Source organism: Cellvibrio sp. ATLC23 (genome assembly GCF_057196725.1).
In genome coordinates, this window is the sequence record NZ_JBXUOS010000013.1 from 77,987 (window position 1) to 96,732 (window position 18,746).

The window sequence follows — 18,746 nt, forward strand, 5'->3', positions numbered from 1 at the left end:
GATAAGCCTCGCAATGAGGCTTATCGCAATGATTGCTTAAAAATGAAAAATGGCTGCCGCGTAGGGTCCTTTTATATCTAAATTTGTTTGCACTTCATCATCGTCAATATTGACAGTCAGTGCGCGATATCCCACTTCAACGCCAATATCTAACGCTGAATCAAATGAATAGCCTATTTTTGCGCTGTAGTCGGCTAAGTCATTGCCATCGTAACTGATGTAATTACCTTCAAATCCTGCAAAAAAGCCGGTCAATGGTAAGTCAAACTGCATGTGTCCGTAGGCGAGGGGGAGTGCAAGATCAATATCGGTGTTGTCGCTTAACCCGGAACTTTCCGCTTTTAAGTAGCCGGAGTATTTTCTCAATGTGACGCCAAGATCGAGTGTTAGCCAGTTATCGAGCAGCTCGTAATAAAGGGCTGCATCGGTATAGCTCAAATCAAAATCCGTTGCGACAGTGGTGCCGCTGGGGTAGGTGATAGTCCCAATGCTTAAGTTGTTTTCAAGCACGCTGCTCTGTTTGCTGGTGATGTTGTTTTGCTGAACTTTAATATTCGGAAGAAATGGCACGGGATGTTCGACGGCAATGTAATAGAAGTTGTTATTGTTATCGCTCATACCCAAGTCGTCGGCGGATGTTGCAGGGTTGCCTATATCACCTGAGTATTCACTCTGCCATATGCCTGCGCCAGCATAAACGCCAAAGACAGTATCCGCATGCCCTTGGTGTGCTGCGGTAAGTGCGAGTGCGCTGAGTGATAATCTGATTAAAAACGAGCGTGGTTTCATGGGGCATCCTTAGGCTTAAATTGAAAGGCTTGAGTTGAAATTTTATCATGCAGTGTAATTCGAGGCTGATGAAAACTCTGTGACAAGTTATGGTTTCGGCAACCTGATGGTTAGGTCTCAATGGCTTTTTGCTGCAATAGATCCAAAAAGACCCGTGCCGCATTATTCAACGTTCGTTGGCTGTGATGAATATAGCCTAGCGGGCGCATAATGGGAGGTTGATTTACATCCAAAATATGCAAGCTGTCATCAATAATACGTTGGGGTAAAACGCCCCAACCAAATCCGATACTTAACAGCATTTTAATCGTATCTAGATGGTTGGATACCATGCCGGTAGCCAGTGGTAACTGTTGTAAGTCAAACAGGTTTTTAATGAGTTGCGTGGTATAGGTGTTGGTATCGGGCATTATTGATGGATAGAGGCTTAAATCGGCCAGCTGAAGATGCGATTGCGCTGCAAGTGCATGGGTGGGCGCGACGACGAAGTGGAGTTGGTCGTGCCAGAGCGTTTCACTGTGGAGGCGCGAGTCTTGTTGCAGCGCGAGCGTAATAATGGCGATGTCGTATCTGCCTTGGAGTATTTCATGGTAAGCCTGCTCCGAATCGAGGAAGTGTAAATCCAGTTTTACTTGCGGATAACGTGTTGAGAAGTCCCGCAAATAGGGCGGCAAATAATGTAGCCCTACATGGTGGCTGGTAGCGATGCTCAGTTTGCCCTGGATATGCCCTTGCAAATCGGCGATTGCACGCTGTGTTGCCGCCACTTCACCCAAGATTAACTTGGCTTTGCTTAACAGAAGCTGACCTGCTTGGGTCAGCACCACTTGTCGCCCCATACGATCAAATAAAGATGCATTGAGTTGATCTTCCAGTAGCGCAATGCGTTTGCTAATCGCGGGCTGGGTCAGGTGTAGGCGTTCGGCTGCTGCAGAGAATGAGCCCTGTTCGGCAATCGCCACAAATGCGTGTAAATGTTGGGTATCCATCGCTTTATTTTCCTATTATTTCTGTTGGGAATGCAAACCATAAAAAAGATAAATTTGTTTTATGGGTTGCATGGCCGTACCATCGCTCTCTACAAAATGATCTTCGGGGTTCCTGCAGGGGGAATTTTGACTGATCCAGAACAAATACCGTGTAAGCCGATCTTTTGGAGATTCACCATGGCCGCTAAAACGCTTTACGACAAACTTTGGGATGCCCATCTGGTGCAGCAGCGCGATGATGGTTCAGCCCTTATCTACATCGATCGTCACATAGTGCATGAAGTGACGTCGCCCCAAGCGTTTGATGGCTTGCGTTTGGCTGGCCGCAAGCCTTGGCGGGTGGATTCCATCCTTGCCACGCCCGATCACAACGTTCCAACTACGCAAAAAGAGCGTGCCCATGGTGTTAAAGGGATTGAGGACCCTGTGTCATTAATCCAGGTGCAAACCCTTGATGATAACTGCGATGAGTTTGGTATCGTCGAGTTCAAGATCAATGACCATCGCCAAGGAATTGTGCACGTCGTCGGCCCGGAAACCGGCGCCTGTTTGCCGGGTATGACAGTGGTTTGCGGCGACTCTCACACCGCAACCAATGGCGCTTTAGGTGCGTTGGCCCATGGTATAGGCACCAGCGAAGTAGAGCATGTCATGGCGACTCAATGCCTGGTCGCGAAAAAGATGAAAAACATGCTGGTCAAAGTGGATGGCAAACTCGGTTTGGGTGTGACGCCAAAAGATGTAGTGCTCGCCATCATCGCCAAAATCGGCACTGCTGGCGGTAACGGCTGTGCGATGGAGTTTGGCGGTCAAGTGTTCCGCGACATGAGCATGGAAGGGCGTATGACTGTATGCAACATGGCGATCGAAGCGGGCGCACGCGCCGGTATGGTCGCGGTGGATCAAACAACTATCGATTATGTAAAAGACAGAACCTATGCCCCTAAAGGCGACTTGTGGGAAAAGGCGGTTGCTGACTGGCGCAACTATGTAAGTGACGAAGGTGCCCATTTTGATGTGGTAGTTGAACTCAATGGCGCTGATATCAAGCCGCAAGTGAGTTGGGGTACTTCGCCAGAAATGGTGGTGTCAGTAGAAGATAAAGTGCCTGATCCGGCGCAAGAGACTGATCCAGTAAAACGCGAAGGTATGTTGCGCGCCTTGCAATACATGGGCTTACAGGCGAATCAGACTATTACTTCAATCAAGTTGGATCGCGTGTTTATCGGCTCCTGCACCAACTCGCGTATAGAAGATATGCGCGCGGCAGCTGCTGTAGTTAAAGGTCGCACTAAAGCATCATCTGTAAAAGAAGCGATTGTGGTTCCCGGTTCTGGTGCGGTTAAAGCGCAAGCCGAAGCGGAAGGTCTGCACGAGATTTTCATCGCCGCCGGTTTGGAGTGGCGCGAGCCAGGTTGCTCCATGTGCTTGGCGATGAATGCCGATAAGTTGGGCAATGGTGAGCACTGCGCATCTACCTCAAATCGCAACTTTGAAGGTCGTCAGGGTTACGGTGGCAGAACCCACTTGGTTAGCCCGGCCATGGCAGCAGCAGCAGCGATTGCTGGTCATTTTGTCGATGTGCGTACGTTTGTTAATTAATAGGAGCCGAGCATGAAAAGTTTTACTGTATTACAAGGTTTGGCGGCTCCTATGGATCGCGCCAATGTCGATACGGATATGATTATCCCCAAGCAGTTTTTGAAGTCGATCAAGCGCACTGGCTTCGGCAAAAACCTGTTTGATGAATTGCGCTACCTCGATGAAGGCAAGCCGGATCAAAGTTGTGAAGGTCGCCCAGTCAACGCAGAATTCCCTTTGAATTTTCCGCGCTATCAGGGCGCTACAGTGCTCTTGTCGCGTGAAAATTTTGGCTGTGGCTCAAGCCGTGAACATGCCCCTTGGGCGCTGGATGATTACGGCTTTCGCTGTGTTATCGCCCCTAGTTTTGCCGATATCTTTTATAACAACTGCTTCAAAAATGGCTTGCTGCCGATAGTCTTAAACGATCAGATTGTCGATCAGTTATTCAAGGAAATGTACGCGACAGAAGGCTATCAATTAACCATTGATTTGCCCGCGCAGCTAGTTAAAACCCCAAGCGGTGAGAGCTTTGCGTTTGAAGTCGATGAGTTCCGCAAGCACTGCTTGTTAAATGGTTTGGACGATATAGGGTTAACCCTTGAGCATGCCGATGCGATTCGCGCCTATGAAGCAAAAAAGCGTGTTGAGGCACCCTGGTTGTTTGATGTAGTTAAGTGAGTGGCGAAATAAGAATTTTTTAATTGGAGAATGCTTGTGGGCAAACATATTTTAATTCTGGAAGGCGATGGTATAGGTCCAGAAATCGTGCGCGAAGCGCGTAAAGTGTTAGATGTAGTTAATGCTAAATTCGACTTGGGTTTAACCTTTGAAAATGAATTGATGGGCGGCTGTGCGATTGATGTGCACGGCGTTCCCTTAGCTGATTCAACGCTGGAGCGTGCGCGCCAAGCGGATGCAATTTTGCTGGGTGCTGTCGGTGGTCCCAAATGGGACAAGCTGGAGCGCTCGATTCGCCCGGAAAGAGGCCTGCTAAAAATCCGTTCGCAATTGGGGTTGTATGCCAATCTGCGTCCGGCACTTTTGTATCCACAATTGGTTGATGCCTCCTCGCTGAAGCCTGAAGTGGTTTCCGGTTTGGATATCTTGATTGTGCGCGAACTGGCTGGCGGTATTTACTTTGGTGAGCCGCGCGGTATTCGTGTCTTGGAAAACGGCGAGCGCGAGGGTTACAACACCTATAAATACTCCGAAAGCGAGATTATCCGCATCGGCCGTACAGCCTTTGAAATGGCACGCAAACGCAATGGAAAGCTCTGTTCGGTGGACAAAGCAAACGTGCTGGAAGCGACTATCCTGTGGCGCGAAGTGATGGACACTCTGCATAAAGAGTATCCCGATGTAGAACTGTCCCATATGTATGTCGATAACGCTGCCATGCAACTGGTGCGTGCGCCAAAACAGTTCGACGTATTGGTGACGGGCAACATGTTTGGTGATATTTTGTCCGACGCAGCTGCTATGTTGACCGGTTCGATTGGTATGCTGCCATCGGCCTCCTTGGATAAAGACGGTCGCGGTATGTATGAACCTTGCCACGGTTCTGCACCGGATATCGCCGGTCAGGGCATCGCCAATCCACTGGCGACAATTTTGTCGGTATCGATGATGTTGCGTTACTCGCTCGGTTATCCGCAGGTGGCGGATGCCATTGAAGTGGCAGTCGGCAAGGTGTTGGATCAGGGTTTCCGCACCGCCGATATTTATACCGAAGGTAAGACCAAAGTATCTACCTCGCAAATGGGCGATGCTGTTGTGACAGCATTGGCTTAAATTTTCGCTTGTGAAATAAAGAGAGACTGAGATGAAAGTAGGTTTTGTAGGTTGGCGCGGTATGGTGGGCTCCGTATTGATGGAGCGTATGCAATCAGAGAATGATTTTGCGGATATCGAGCCAGTATTTTTTACCACCTCAAACGTAGGTGGCGCTGCGCCAGCGGTAGCGGCTGGTTTGCCCGCATTGAAAGATGCTTATTCTGTTGAAGAATTGAAGCAGTTGGATGCAATCATTACCTGTCAAGGCGGTGATTACACTAGCGAGATTTTCCCGAAGCTGCGTGCTTCAGGTTGGAATGGCTATTGGATTGATGCAGCTTCCAGTCTGCGTATGGAAGATGATGCGGTTATTGTTCTTGATCCAGTGAACCGTGCTGTTATTGATTCTGCCCTGAAAAAGGGTGTTAAAAACTTCATTGGCGGCAACTGCACTAACTCTATCATGTTGATGGGTGTGGGCGGTCTGTTTCATGCTGGTTTGGTGGATTGGGTTAGCTCCATGACCTATCAAGCAGCCTCGGGCGGTGGTGCCAATCACATGCGCGAACTGTTGAAAGGCATGGGTGTAATTCATGATGCGGTTGCTGATGAGTTGGCAACCCCTTCATCCGCCATTTTGGATATCGACAGGAAAGTAGCTAACACCATTCGCAATGACGTGCCCCGTGAGTTTTTCCCGGCACCGCTGGCGGGTGGTCTGATTCCTTGGATCGATAAGCAATTGGACAATGGTCAATCCAAAGAAGAGTGGAAAGGTCAGGCGGAAGTGAACAAAATTTTGGGTACTGATGCGACTATCCCTGTTGATGGTCTTTGCGTGCGTATTGGTGCAATGCGTTGCCACAGCTTGGCTTTGACCATCAAACTCAAGAAAGATCTGCCGCTCAGCGAGATCGAGTCCATTATTAAGTCAGGTAATGACTGGGTGAAGTTTGTGCCAAACGATCGCAGCATTACTGAGCAAGAGTTGACGCCAGCGTCTATCACCGGTGGTTTGAATATTGGTGTTGGCCGTGTGCGCAAGCTGAATATGGGCCCAGAGTATCTGTCTGCCTTTGTGATCGGCGACCAATTGTTGTGGGGTGCTGCTGAGCCTTTGCGTCGTATGCTACGCATCCTCAAAGAAGCTAAATAAGCGGTTCTTTTTGTTTGTCGGTTAGGTAAAAATCAAAACCCCAAGATTGAATATAATCTTGGGGTTTTTGCTTTTTATAACCAATTTGGGGGTGAATAAGGATTTAAATGTCAGTTGTTTTTCACACTTTTACAAAAACACGGCAAAAAATCACCCAAAAAGTCGTTTTGTTAGGTCTTTGTCAAGACCCCAAGTATTGATAAAAACCTATTTATAATGAATACTTACGAACGATACTGAAGATTCATTCGAGGTTTTTTACCTCGCCGGCACAGTTTTTCATCTACTCTTCAAACTGTGTTAATCAACTAATATGTCTGGCTAATTGTGTTTGGTTCAGCCGTGGAATAATAAAAGGATAGCGCTATGCGTCTTCGTCAGTTGGTTTTAGCCTGTGGTCTTACATCCATTGTGGTGTCGCCCTACGCCAGTGCCTTGGGGTTAGGTGAGGTTAAACTCAAGTCAACGCTCAATCAGCCGTTGGAGGCTGAGGTTAAGCTGCTTGATACTCGCGACCTTACGGCAGAGCAGATTTTAGTTGCTTTGGCGTCTCCTGCTGACTTTGAACGCAATGGCGTGGATCGCTTGTTTTTCTACACTGAGTTTCAATTCCAAGTTGATCTTGCCGCTGCCGATGGACCCAAGGTGGTCATTACTTCGCGCAACCCTGTGCGTGAACCCTATTTGAATTTCTTAATTGAGGCGCGTTGGACTGCTGGTCGCCTGTTGCGTGAATACACCTTGTTGATGGATCTGCCTACTTTCGACGAATCAGGTTCTACGCAAGCCGTACAGGCAGCTGTAACCAGTACCCCCAGGCAGCAACCGCGTACAACCTCCTCCATACCTAGGGCTGCCTCCGGCTCTGCTGAAACACGTCAGGCTTCTGTATCTCGTCAGCCCAGCTTGAGTGGCGATCAATACGAAGTCCGCAGTAACGATACATTGTGGGAAATAGCGTTGCGCGCGCGTCCTGACTCTAGTGTCTCCGTCCATCAAAGTATGATGGCGCTCTACCGTGCCAACCCCGAAGCGTTTATCAATGGCAATATCAATCGCTTGCGCCGCGGGCAAGTGTTGCGTATTCCCGATGCCAGCGAGATGAAGTCGCTTAATAAATCTGATGCAGTGAGCCAATTTGCACAGGCAACAGGTGATTCTGAGTCTGGTGCTCAGTTAAACGCATCGCGTCGTACCAGTACTGCGCGCACTGAGTCTGCTGAAGCTAGCGGCAGAGTCAAATTGGCGGCTCCATCCTCTGGTGCAACCGGTGCGGGTCAGGGTAGTGGTGCCAATGATGGTGCGGGCAAGGCGTTGGAGTCTGAGCTCGCAGTAACATTGGAAGAGCTGGATAAGTCGAAGGCTGAAAATACAGAATTAAGCTCACGGGTAAAGGATCTTGAAGCGCAAATTCAAACCATGGAGCGTTTGGTTGAGGTTAGCAATGAGAAGCTGCGTGCTCTACAAGTTGCTGCTGGACAGAATTCTGCCGAACAATCCACGGGCCAAACAGCCGTAGAACCAGCAGCAACCGAAACTACCCCAGAGGTTGCGGCTATTGCCAGCTCAGAGTCGGCCGCGTCCAGTGTTGCGGCTGTGGTACCACCACAACCAGCCCCTCCGAAGAAGGTAATTGTTCCCCCTAAGCCACAACCAACATTTGTTGATACTGCAATCGAAAATGCCCCTTGGATTGGTTTGGGTGTACTGGGATTAGCGGGCGCCGGTTACTTTGTTTATCGTCGGCGCAAGCAAGCTGAGGAGCAAGCGGCGGAAGAGCAAGATGATGTGTTTGTCATGGACGATTCAGCCGGTGAGTATGAAGAGGCCGCTGATGAAATTGATCAGGTTAATGAAATTGATGAGGCGTCGTTATTTGATGAGGGCAATGAGGCTCCGGCGGTTGCTGAAACTGGCGATGTAGTTGGCGAGGCTGATATCTACATCGCTTATGGAAAACTAGATCAAGCTGAAGAAATGCTCCTCAATGCGCTGCAGAAAGATCCAGACTCTGCTGATATTCGCATGAAATTGCTCGAAGTTTATTCCCAGCAGCAAAATGCTCCTGCTTTCGATAAGCACTATGCTGCATTATTGCCTGTTGCAGGCGGTGCATTGCTGGCGCGTGCTTCAGAGTTGCGCGATGGGATCTCGGGTGCAAATGAGTTTGATCCTGGGGTTTCGGCTTCCAGTGATTCACTAAATACAGGTCTAGATCAGTTTTCTCTCGATGATCTGGAGCTGGATGAGGATTTGTCTGTTGCTCCGGTTGCCGCAAGCGAAGCTTCCAGTTTTGATTTTGATCTGGATTTAGATGATGACGAGTCCAATCTTACCTCGTCAGTTGCGGGTGCTTCTGCCGAAGCGGCAACTGAATTCGATTTGGATTTAAGTGATGATCTAGCGGGTTCTGACGAGGTCGATGACTTATCCGAGTTGTCATTAGCGCTCGATAATATGGGTGCCGATACGCTCCCGGAGGATCTGGAGGTCAAGGCATCGTCCATTGAAGATGAATTTAATTTTGACCTGGATGATGATCTTGAGCTGAGCGAATCTTCAGTAGAAGAATCAGCTGAGGTTGTTGCTGATGCGTCAGAGTCACTCGATGTACTGGCAGATGATTTCAACTTGGATATGAATGTTGAAGATGTCGACTTGGCAGCACTTGATCATGAAATGGAAAGTCTGGATGTTGAGTTTGACGAAGACTTATTGATTGAGAGTGAGTCAGATGCTGCCCTTGACTCAGCAGCTGATGAGCTTGCTCTGGATTTCGAAGATGATTTTGACGCTGAGGATCTTGAACTCTCAGATACTGGCTCGGCATCCGGGGATTTATCAGTCGCTAATCTTAGCCTGACCGACGATTTGGATAAGTCTGATGCATCAATGGATTTTGAGCTGGACGAAGACTTGACTGATCTTGGCGTTAAGGAGCAGCCCACTGATGTAACAGAAGCGCTTGCTGCTGATGATTTAATTCCGGATTTTGATCTGACTGAAGATGATCTCGATCTTGCAGGGCTTGATGCGGATTTGAACGAATTAACTGAGCCTGCAGAGCTTGCCGGCACTGAGTTTGTTAGTGACAATGGCATTGTCGATCTAGAGTTGCAGGATGAAATTCCTGCACAACCAGAGCCTGTGCAGGACCCTACTGCATCAATGCCTGATGACTCGGCCTTGGCTGATGCTGAAGAAGAGCATGACGAAGATTTGTTTGCACAAGCTCTGTCGGATTTCTCCGCTGAATCAGATGATATTGACTTGAATGAGTTTTCCAGCGATGAAACGGCTCTTGCAGACTTGTCTGATGACGACATGGATGCTGAATTGGACTTCCTGGCGGATGCTGATGAGGCCGCGACTAAGCTTGATTTGGCGCGTGCTTATATTGACATGGGTGATAGTGAAGGCGCTAAAGATATCCTTTCTGAAGTCTTGGGTGAGGGTAATGATGAGCAGCGTAAAGAAGCAAATGAGTTGCTTGGCCGTATAGGGTAATTTCTGTGGATCGCAAAAGCCTTGCATTTCGGTGCAAGGCTTTTTTATTTTGTGCAATTTGGTTTTAGTGTGATGGCTGCTTTCTAATGAGTGAAAACTACGTTCCCAGTTCCAAGCCTTATGCCCGCAATGGTGAGGTGGTAGCCGATACTATTTGGCCGGACGGGATGCATCGCATTGCTTTGGGGATTGAATATAAAGGAACTGATTATCACGGTTTTCAGGTGCAGCCAAACGGGGTAAAAACCGTGCAGCAGGCCTTGGAAAAGGCCTTATCTGTTGTCGCTAATGAGCCTGTGAGTCTGGTTTGTGCAGGCAGGACGGACGCGGGTGTGCACGCCACTAATCAGGTAATCCATTTTGATACTCTAGCTGTTCGCCCTGAAAAAGCCTGGTTGCGCGGTGTGCGGCCGCACTTGCCAGATTCTGTGACGGTGCGTTGGGCGCGAGAGGTGGTGCCACAGTTTCATGCGCGTTTTAGTGCCCTCAATCGTACCTATCGCTATTTAATAAGCGATGCGAAAACCCCCTCAGGTTTGTTGCATGACCAAGTGACATGGTCGTCGCGTCCGCTGAATGTTGAAGCGATGTGCGAGGCCGCGGCACATCTGATTGGTCAGCATGACTTCACCTCTTTTCGCGCAACTCAGTGTCAGGCAAAAAGCCCGGTGCGACGGATTGAATACATACATCTGGTGCGGCGAGGGGAGTTAATTATTTTGGAGGTGCAGGCCAATGCTTTTCTGCATCACATGGTGCGCAATATTGTCGGGGTGTTGATGGCGGTGGGGGCAGGCGATAAGCCATCGAGCTGGGTTGCGGAGGTTTTAGCGGCGCGAAATCGCAGTGCTGCCGGTGTTACTGCCAAACCCTTTGGTCTCTATCTCGTTGGTGTTGACTATCCTGAGCATTTTGGTTTGTCATCCTGCCTGCCGGGGCCATTGTTTTTTACTGAACCTTTAGGTGGCTTTGCACCTTGAGCGTAAAATGAAGCCTTGCAGTTTGCGGCTTTTCGCTGTTAATTCTGTTAATATCCCCGCCTTATTTTTTGCCAAGTCCTTCATTCTGGTTGTTCGCGAATAGCGATTGGAGAGTCAGAGCTTGTCCAGAGCGCGTGTCAAAATTTGCGGTATTACTAACATAGAGGATGCTAGCGCTGTGGTTGCAGCTGGCGCAGAGGCATTGGGGTTAGTGTTTTACGCTGCCAGTCCTCGGGCGGTGGGTATTGAACAGGCGCGTGCGATAGCTTTGGCTGCAGGGCCGTTTACAGTGGTGACGGGTTTGTTCGTCAATGCTGATCCAGAATTTGTGACTGCCGTATTGAATCAAGTGCCGCTGCAGCTTTTACAGTTTCACGGCGATGAAGATCTGGCTTATTGCGAATCCTTTGCGCGCCCTTACATGAAGGCGATTCGGGTGCGGCCAGAGCTGGATGTGGCCGCTGCCATCGCGCAGTACCCCAGCGCATCAGGTATTTTATTGGATGCTTATCGCGCGGGTGTACCCGGTGGCACGGGTGAAACATTCGATTGGGCGCGAGTGCCTCAGTTTTCTACAACACCTTTGGTCTTGGCTGGGGGCTTAACCTCCGCTAATGTTGCCAGCGCAATTCAGGCAACCCAAGTCTATGGGGTTGATGTGAGCGGTGGTGTAGAATCGGCACCCGGTAAAAAAGATCACGGCAAAATAACCTCTTTTATCCATAATGCACGACATGCTGCAGCTTAAATGCAGTTTATTGTCGGCTTCTTACAGGTGATTAAACGGTGAGTAACACTGAGCAGTTTTCAGCTATTGATTACAGTGCTTTCCCCAATGCGGAAGGTCACTTTGGCCCTTACGGCGGTCGCTTTGTTTCCGAGACACTGATTTACGCGCTCGATGAACTTGAGTCTATTTATTTCAAATTGAAAGATGATCCTGGCTTTCAAGCAGAATTCGACAAGGATATGGCGCACTATGTTGGCCGTCCTTCGCCACTTTACCTCGCCGAGCGTTGGACTCGTGAATTGGGTGGCGCACAGATTTACTTAAAGCGTGAAGACCTTAATCACACCGGAGCGCACAAGGTTAACAACACTATTGGTCAAGCCTTGCTGGCAAAGTTTACCGGCAAATCTCGTGTTATTGCTGAGACGGGCGCTGGTCAGCACGGCGTTGCTACGGCCACTGTTGCTGCTCGTTTAGGCTTAAAGTGCCGTGTTTACATGGGCGCCGAAGATGTTAAGCGTCAAGCGCTCAACGTATATCGTATGAAGTTACTGGGAGCAGAAGTATTTCCGGTGACTTCAGGTTCGCGCACGTTGAAAGATGCGATGAACGAAGCTATGCGTGATTGGGCTACTAACGTTGATGATACCTTCTACATTATTGGTACCGTTGCTGGGCCTCATCCTTATCCACAACTAGTGCGTGACTTTCAATCGATTATCGGCCGTGAAGCACGCCGTCAGTGTCTGGAACAGGCCGGTCGTTTGCCTGATGCATTGGTCGCTTGTGTCGGTGGTGGATCAAATGCAATCGGTCTTTTTCATCCTTTCCTTACTGATGAATCAGTAAAAATGTTCGGCGTTGAAGCCGGTGGTTTGGGGATCGAAACCGGCAAACATGCAGCGCCTTTGAATAAAGGCATCCCCGGTGTATTGCACGGCAATCGCACTTATTTGATGGAAGATGAGAACGGTCAGATTATCGAGACTCATTCAGTTTCAGCTGGTTTGGATTATCCTGGTGTAGGCCCTGAACATTCTTGGTTAAAAGATATAGGTCGTGTTAATTACGTTGCCATTAACGATGACGAAGCTTTGGCCGCGTTCCGCAAAGTCACCAAGACTGAAGGCATTATGCCGGCATTGGAATCCAGTCATGCGCTGGCATATGTGGAAAAATTAGCGCCGACTATGAGCCAAGATCAAATCATCATTGCCAACCTTTCTGGTCGTGGCGATAAAGACATTTTGACTGTTGCAGGCTTAGACGGCATCACTGTTTAATCTTGTGGGTCAACAGCTAATTTGAAATATCGCCCAATAGGCGGTGAATAAAAAATCAGGAATTGTCGATGAGTCGTATTTCCCAGCACTTGAGTCAGGCCAAAACGGCGGGCAAAAAAATCTTGGTCGCCTATGTAGTTAATGGCGACCCTTATCCACAAGCAACCTTGCCAACCTTGCATGCCATGGTGGAGCAGGGGGTGGATGTAATTGAACTAGGCGTGCCTTTCTCCGACCCTATGGCTGAAGGTCCAGTGATTCAAAAAGGTCACGAGCGTGCACTTGAGCATCACATCAGTTTGCGTGGCACGCTTGAACTGGTTAAGCAGTTTCGCACCACCAACAACACTACACCTGTGGTTTTGATGGGGTACGCTAACCCTGTTGAACGTTTTGGCTATGCTGAATTTGCGAAAGCAGCGGCTGATGCCGGTGTTGACGGATTGCTCACGGTAGATTTGCCGCCGGAAGAAGTTGTGGTGCTCAAGGGTGAGCTTGATGCTAATGGGTTAGATAATATCTTCTTGCTTGCACCCACTACCACGCTCGAGCGCGCACAAAAGATCGCAGCCTATGCCAGTGGTTTTCTTTACTACGTTTCACTGAAGGGTGTAACGGGTGCAGGCCATTTAGATGTAAATGCAGTTAAAGAAAAGTTAGCCGGATTTGGTCAGTTAACAGATTTGCCCGTTTGTGTAGGCTTTGGTATTAAAGACCCTGAAACCGCTAAAGCGGTTGCTGTATTGGCCGACGGAGTCGTGGTTGGCAGTGTTCTGGTTGAAAAAATGGGCAGCATGGCTGATAAGAGCGCCACTGACATTGCTGCAGCAGTAGGTGATATTGTCGGCAGCATTCGCGTAGCAATAGATTCTATTTGATAGCAAAAAAACGTTGGTAACTCGCGCGCCGGGTAAAGCCAATCAACTAAATTGACATCGAGTACAGAGAAGCGACCATGAGTTGGTTAGATAAAATTATTCCAAGTATTTCCCGCACTGATACCAAGCGCAGCAATAAGGTGCCTGAAGGTCTGTGGGAAAAGTGTGTTAAGTGTGATGCGGTGCTGTATAAGCCGGAAATGGAAAAAACGCTCGATGTTTGCCCCAAGTGCGATCATCACATGCGTGTTGGCGCGCGTGCACGTTTGGGAATGTTTTTGGATCCGCAGAATCGTCAGGAATTGGCCACCGAAGTTGAGCCAATTGATCGCCTGAAATTTAAAGATGTGAAAAAATACAAAGACCGTTTAACTGCGGCGCAAAAAGAAACCGGCGAAAAAGATGCGTTGGTAGCTATGCGTGGCGAGTTAAAAGGTATGCCGATTGTTGCTGTCGCTTTTGAATTTGCATTCCACGGCGGCTCTATGGGTTATGTGGTGGGTGAACGTTTTACTCGTGCGGCAACTATCGCATTAAAAGAAAATATTCCTTTTGTTTGTTTCTCTGCTACTGGCGGTGCGCGTATGCAGGAAGCATTGATTTCATTAATGCAAATGGCTAAAACCAGTGCTGTTATTGAGCGCTTGAAAATGCAGGGGACCCCCTATATTTCAGTAATGACCGACCCAGTGTATGGCGGTGTTTCTGCTAGTCTCGCACTGTTAGGTGATTTAAATATTTGTGAGCCTGGCTCCCGCGCTGGTTTTGCTGGCCCCAGCATTATTGAACAAACTATCCGTCAAAAATTACCCAAAGGTTTCCAGCGTGCAGAGTTTTTGCTGGAACACGGTGCGATCGATATGATTATCCATCGTCGTGATATGCGCGATAAGTTGGCCTCGCTATTGGCAAAATTTACCCGCAAAGCAGCTGTGTAATTGATTCTTTTAATTAGTCGCTGCTATGCAATTTAACTCGCTACCTGCTTGGTTGGATTGGTTGGAAAAAAATCATCCAACCGAGATTGATCTCGGTCTTGAACGGATTACGCGTGTTGCGCAGCGAATGGATTTATTAAAACCAGCGGCAAAAATTATTACTGTTGCTGGTACCAATGGAAAAGGCTCTTGCGTTACTGCTACTGCGGCGCTGTTAAATGCTGCGGGCTATTCGGTTGGTGTCTACACATCTCCACACTTAGTACACTATAACGAACGTATTGTTGTTAATGGCAATGTGGTTGCGGATGATGAAATCTGCTCCGCGTTTGCAGCTATATTCAGTGCGTGCCAACAAATCTCTGCGGATTCCCCTGCGCCTATTTCCCTCACTTATTTTGAGTACGGTACTTTAGCGGCGCTGGAAATTTTCCGCCGCCAACAAGTGACTGCAATGGTGCTTGAGGTGGGGTTGGGTGGACGTTTGGATGCAATCAATATTATTGATGCCGATGTGGCGGTAATCACCAGTATTGCGCTTGATCATACGGATTGGTTAGGCGATAACCGCGAAGCCATCGGCTATGAAAAAGCAGGCATTATGCGTGCGGGAAAACCGGTTGTGTGTGCTGACCTTTCACCGCCTCAGTCGCTGCTAGATCACGCCCGGAATCTCTCTGCTTCACTGCACTTGATTTCGCGCGACTTCGGTTATTCTGTTAATGATGATTCCTCTTGGAATTGGTGGAACAACCACCTTCAGTTTTCCTCTCAGCCTCTTCCTCAGCTGCCGTTGCCCAGCCTTGCCGCTGCATTGCAAGTAATGTCTATTCTTGGTTTGGATTTGCTGACTCTGGATGCATTTACACGTATAGCTGCATTGCGCGTTCCAGGGCGCTTTCAAACCTTGCAGTGGCGTGAGCGACAAGTCATTCTCGATGTGGCTCATAATCCAGCAGCGACTGCTTATTTGGCTGAGCGCTTGGAGCAAGTGTCGGCACCCGGCTCAACAATACATGGCATAGTGGCGATGATGGCAGATAAGGATCGCGCTCAAAGCTTAGGCAATCTCAAAGGATTGGTCAGTTCCTGGTATGTGGCTGATTTATCACCTAACCCGCGCGCAGCCAGTGTTGAACAATTGCGCCAGAATTTGGTCGATTTGGGTGTGACAGTGGCATTTTCTGGTGGTGTGGCCGATTGCTTGCAGGCGGCCTTCAACAACTCGGCACCAGGCGATCGCATTCTTATTTTTGGATCTTTTTATACGGTTGCGGCCGGTTTGCAAGTGCTCGCAGGCTGCGCGGAGCAATACTAGTTAGACTGCATTGTTATCCCATGGTTTTGGCGTAGAGGTTTTAGGTGAGAGAATCCGTAAAACATCGATTGATTGGCGCTGCAGTGCTTGCGGCTATTGCTGTATTGTTTCTGCCCAGTTTTTTTAAGGATCGCCAACAGTATCAAGTGGATACTACCTCCCACATCCCGGGGCGTCCGAGCATCACTGCGGTGGATTTTAATGAGCCCACTCGGCCAGATGGCATTGAGCCAGCACCAGCACCGGAAGCAATGTTTGTCCCGGATGAAGCTGAAGCCGTTGCGGTTGCGCAAATTCCTCCTGCTGAGCCAGCAGTAACTGCTGCGGTTGTCTCGTCGTCCTTGCAGTCAGTTTCATCCGCTGCGGCAAAAGTGGAAACATCGGTGCCGGAGATGCCGTTGAACGAACAAGGTTTGCCTGACACATGGGTGATTCAAGTGGCAAGTCTCAGCGTGCAAGCTTCAGCGAATAAGTTGCGTGACCAACTACAGGCTGAGGGGCATAAAGCCTATGTGCGTTCAGTTGCGACCGCTAATGCGACTATTTACCGCGTATTTATCGGACCCAAGCAAGATAAAGCCCAAGCGCTTGCGATTAAGTCGCAATTAGACAAACAGTTGAAAGTGAATTCCCTCGTTTTACCCTTTAAACCCTAAAGCCATAATCCTGCACCTCTGTTAGAATGCGCGCCTCTGTAAACCTCCCATCAATGATATTGGAGTGGGCGCGCGAATGAATTGGGCTGATTGGGCCATAATCGGGATTTTTTCCCTGTCCTGTTTGATCGGTTTGATTCGTGGTTTTGTGCGCGAAGCCCTTTCGCTAATAATCTGGGTTGCTGCAGTGCTGGTAGCCAGAGTCTTCGGTGGCCAGCTTGAAATTCTGCTGATCGACCAAATTGAAACACCTTCTGTTCGGCTCATGACCGCCTATGCGGTGTTATTTATCGTTACGCTACTGCTAGGTGCGATGTTGAGTTATCTCATTGGCGCATTGGTGCGTGCCACCGGCTTATCCGGTACTGATCGTCTTCTTGGAATGGTGTTTGGTGCAGCGCGCGCCTTTATAATTGTGATGGCGCTACTGATCCTGTTACCCGGTTTCATTCCGGTGAATGAAGATCAGTGGTGGTCACAGGCGCAATTCATCCCCCACTTTCTCGCGTGTGAAGAGTGGGTCAGGGCGGCTTATGAACAAGTCGCCCAATGGCTAACAGCACTGTTTGGCAGTGTTGAAAGCGGTCAAAAAGTTTAAAGTTGATAACTGTTATTGAGGCAATCTTATGTGCGGTATTGTAGGTATTGTGAGTAAACGCGATGTGAATGTGCAGCTTTACGATGCGTTGACCATCTTGCAGCACCGTGGGCAGGACGCCGCTGGTATGGTGACTTGTCAGGATGGCCGCATGAGCCAACAAAAGGCAAATGGTCTGGTGCAAGACGTATTTAGAACTCGTCATATGCAGCGATTGCTGGGTACCATGGGGATTGGCCATGTGCGTTACCCAACCGCAGGCAGTTCGGGCCCAGCGTTGGCACAGCCATTTTATGTCAACTCACCCTATGGTATCGCGCTGGCGCACAACGGCAATCTAACCAATGCCGATAAACTGAGCGAAGATATTTTCAAAACTGATTTGCGCCACGTAAATACAGATTCGGACTCAGAAGTATTACTCAACGTATTTGCCCATGAATTGCAGATGCAGGGAAAGCTAAGCCCGACTGCCGATGATATGTTTGCTGCAGTTGCTGGTGTACACAACCGTGTAACCGGTGGTTATGCTGTAGTGGCGCTTATCGCCAATTATGGTTTGGTTGCATTTCGCGATCCAAACGGCATTCGTCCATTAGTGTATGGCAAGCGTCCCTCGGAAGAGGGCGGTGTCGAATATATGGTGGCGTCTGAAAGCGTTGCGCTCGACGTATTAGGCTTTGAGTTGATTGCCGATGTCGCACCCGGTGAAGCAATTTATATTACCGAAGCTGGCGAACTGCATCGTCGCCAATGCGCTAAATCGCCACGCTTAACCCCCTGTATTTTTGAGCATGTCTATTTCGCGCGCCCCGATTCTATTATGGACGGCATTTCGGTTTACAAAGCACGCTTGCGTCAGGGTGAAAAGTTGGCAGAAAAAATTCTGCGCGAACGCCCTGATCACGATATTGACGTTGTTATTCCAATTCCGGATACCAGCCGCGTGGCAGGCCAGGCGCTTGCGCAAAAGCTGGGCGTAAAATTCCGTGAAGGTTTGGTAAAAAATCGCTACATCGGGCGCACATTTATTATGCCCGGTCAGCAGCAACGCAAAAAATCTGTTCGCCAAAAATTGAATCCGATTGAGTTGGAGTTTAGAGATAAGGTGGTGCTACTGGTCGATGACTCCATCGTGCGCGGTACTACTTGCCAGCAAATTATTCAAATGGTGCGCGATGTGGGTGCCAAAAAAGTATATTTCGCCTCAGCGGCGCCCGCGGTGAAATACCCCAATGTGTACGGTATCGATATGCCGACAACCGATGAATTAATTGCACATGGCCGCACCGACGATGAAGTGTGTAGTGATATAGGCGCTGATTGGCTGATCTATCAAGATCTGGAAGATTTAATTGCCGCCTCTGCAGAAGGAAACAGCAACGTAACAGAATTTGATTGCGCGGTATTTAACGGAGAATATTGTGCCGGTGATGTAACAGCAGAATATTTAGAAAAAGTCGCGGCAGCGCGTAATGACAGTGCAAAATCGGGTAAAAAATCGGTTAAACAAATGGAGTTGCCGATAGGTTTGCACAACGGAGCCGCGAGCGTTTAACGCATAAGT

The 18,746-nt window shown here is 48.9% G+C and carries 16 protein-coding genes; 14 read left to right on the forward strand and 2 right to left on the reverse strand.

What is annotated here, in order from left to right:
• Positions 1–36: 36 nt before the first annotated feature.
• Positions 37–789, reverse strand: a complete 753-nt coding sequence (locus AC2CG4_RS17835; RefSeq protein WP_484487558.1) for a TIGR04219 family outer membrane beta-barrel protein — start codon at positions 787–789, stop codon at positions 37–39.
• 110 nt (positions 790–899) lie between these two features.
• Entirely contained in the window at positions 900–1,778 is an 879-nt protein-coding gene (locus AC2CG4_RS17840) for a LysR family transcriptional regulator (protein WP_484487559.1), read from the reverse strand.
• A 177-nt stretch (positions 1,779–1,955) separates the two neighbouring features.
• On the opposite strand from AC2CG4_RS17840, the gene leuC reads away from it, so the two are divergent.
• From leuC to purF, 14 genes are all read left to right on the forward strand, one after another.
• Entirely contained in the window at positions 1,956–3,380 is a 1,425-nt protein-coding gene (leuC, locus tag AC2CG4_RS17845; protein WP_484487560.1) for a 3-isopropylmalate dehydratase large subunit, read from the forward strand.
• Positions 3,381–3,392: 12 nt separating this feature from the next.
• Positions 3,393–4,040 (forward strand): 3-isopropylmalate dehydratase small subunit, encoded by a 648-nt coding sequence (leuD, locus tag AC2CG4_RS17850; RefSeq protein WP_484487561.1) that lies wholly within the window; start codon positions 3,393–3,395, stop codon positions 4,038–4,040.
• Positions 4,041–4,070: 30 nt separating this feature from the next.
• Positions 4,071–5,153, forward strand: a complete 1,083-nt coding sequence (gene leuB / locus AC2CG4_RS17855; RefSeq protein ID WP_484487562.1) for a 3-isopropylmalate dehydrogenase — start codon at positions 4,071–4,073, stop codon at positions 5,151–5,153.
• 31 nt (positions 5,154–5,184) lie between these two features.
• Complete coding sequence (gene asd / locus AC2CG4_RS17860; protein WP_484487563.1) at positions 5,185–6,291, forward strand: aspartate-semialdehyde dehydrogenase; 1,107 nt, start codon at positions 5,185–5,187, stop codon at positions 6,289–6,291.
• Positions 6,292–6,657: 366 nt separating this feature from the next.
• The gene (locus AC2CG4_RS17865) at positions 6,658–9,798 is read left to right on the forward strand and encodes a motility hub landmark protein FimV (RefSeq protein WP_484487564.1); all 3,141 of its coding nucleotides are present in this window, start codon (positions 6,658–6,660) and stop codon (positions 9,796–9,798) included.
• An 86-nt stretch (positions 9,799–9,884) separates the two neighbouring features.
• Positions 9,885–10,778 carry a tRNA pseudouridine(38-40) synthase TruA gene (gene truA / locus AC2CG4_RS17870; protein ID WP_484487565.1) on the forward strand — a complete coding sequence of 298 codons (894 nt, stop codon included), beginning with the start codon at positions 9,885–9,887 and terminating at the stop codon, positions 10,776–10,778.
• Between the two features lie 121 nt (positions 10,779–10,899).
• Complete coding sequence (locus tag AC2CG4_RS17875; protein ID WP_484487566.1) at positions 10,900–11,526, forward strand: phosphoribosylanthranilate isomerase; 627 nt, start codon at positions 10,900–10,902, stop codon at positions 11,524–11,526.
• Positions 11,527–11,564: 38 nt separating this feature from the next.
• Complete coding sequence (gene trpB / locus AC2CG4_RS17880) at positions 11,565–12,791, forward strand: tryptophan synthase subunit beta (RefSeq protein WP_484487567.1); 1,227 nt, start codon at positions 11,565–11,567, stop codon at positions 12,789–12,791.
• Between the two features lie 68 nt (positions 12,792–12,859).
• On the forward strand, positions 12,860–13,669 hold the full coding sequence (gene trpA / locus AC2CG4_RS17885) for a tryptophan synthase subunit alpha (RefSeq protein ID WP_062067598.1): 810 nt from the start codon (positions 12,860–12,862) through the stop codon (positions 13,667–13,669).
• A gap of 77 nt (positions 13,670–13,746) precedes the next feature.
• Complete coding sequence (gene accD, locus AC2CG4_RS17890) at positions 13,747–14,607, forward strand: acetyl-CoA carboxylase, carboxyltransferase subunit beta (protein WP_062067595.1); 861 nt, start codon at positions 13,747–13,749, stop codon at positions 14,605–14,607.
• A 25-nt stretch (positions 14,608–14,632) separates the two neighbouring features.
• Positions 14,633–15,925, forward strand: coding sequence for a bifunctional tetrahydrofolate synthase/dihydrofolate synthase (gene folC / locus AC2CG4_RS17895; RefSeq protein WP_484487568.1), 1,293 nt, complete (start codon positions 14,633–14,635; stop codon positions 15,923–15,925).
• 44 nt (positions 15,926–15,969) lie between these two features.
• On the forward strand, positions 15,970–16,581 hold the full coding sequence (locus tag AC2CG4_RS17900; protein ID WP_484487569.1) for an SPOR domain-containing protein: 612 nt from the start codon (positions 15,970–15,972) through the stop codon (positions 16,579–16,581).
• Between the two features lie 76 nt (positions 16,582–16,657).
• Positions 16,658–17,179 (forward strand): CvpA family protein, encoded by a 522-nt coding sequence (locus tag AC2CG4_RS17905; RefSeq protein WP_062067575.1) that lies wholly within the window; start codon positions 16,658–16,660, stop codon positions 17,177–17,179.
• Between the two features lie 28 nt (positions 17,180–17,207).
• Positions 17,208–18,737, forward strand: a complete 1,530-nt coding sequence (gene purF, locus AC2CG4_RS17910; RefSeq protein WP_484487570.1) for an amidophosphoribosyltransferase — start codon at positions 17,208–17,210, stop codon at positions 18,735–18,737.
• Positions 18,738–18,746: the final 9 nt, after the last annotated feature.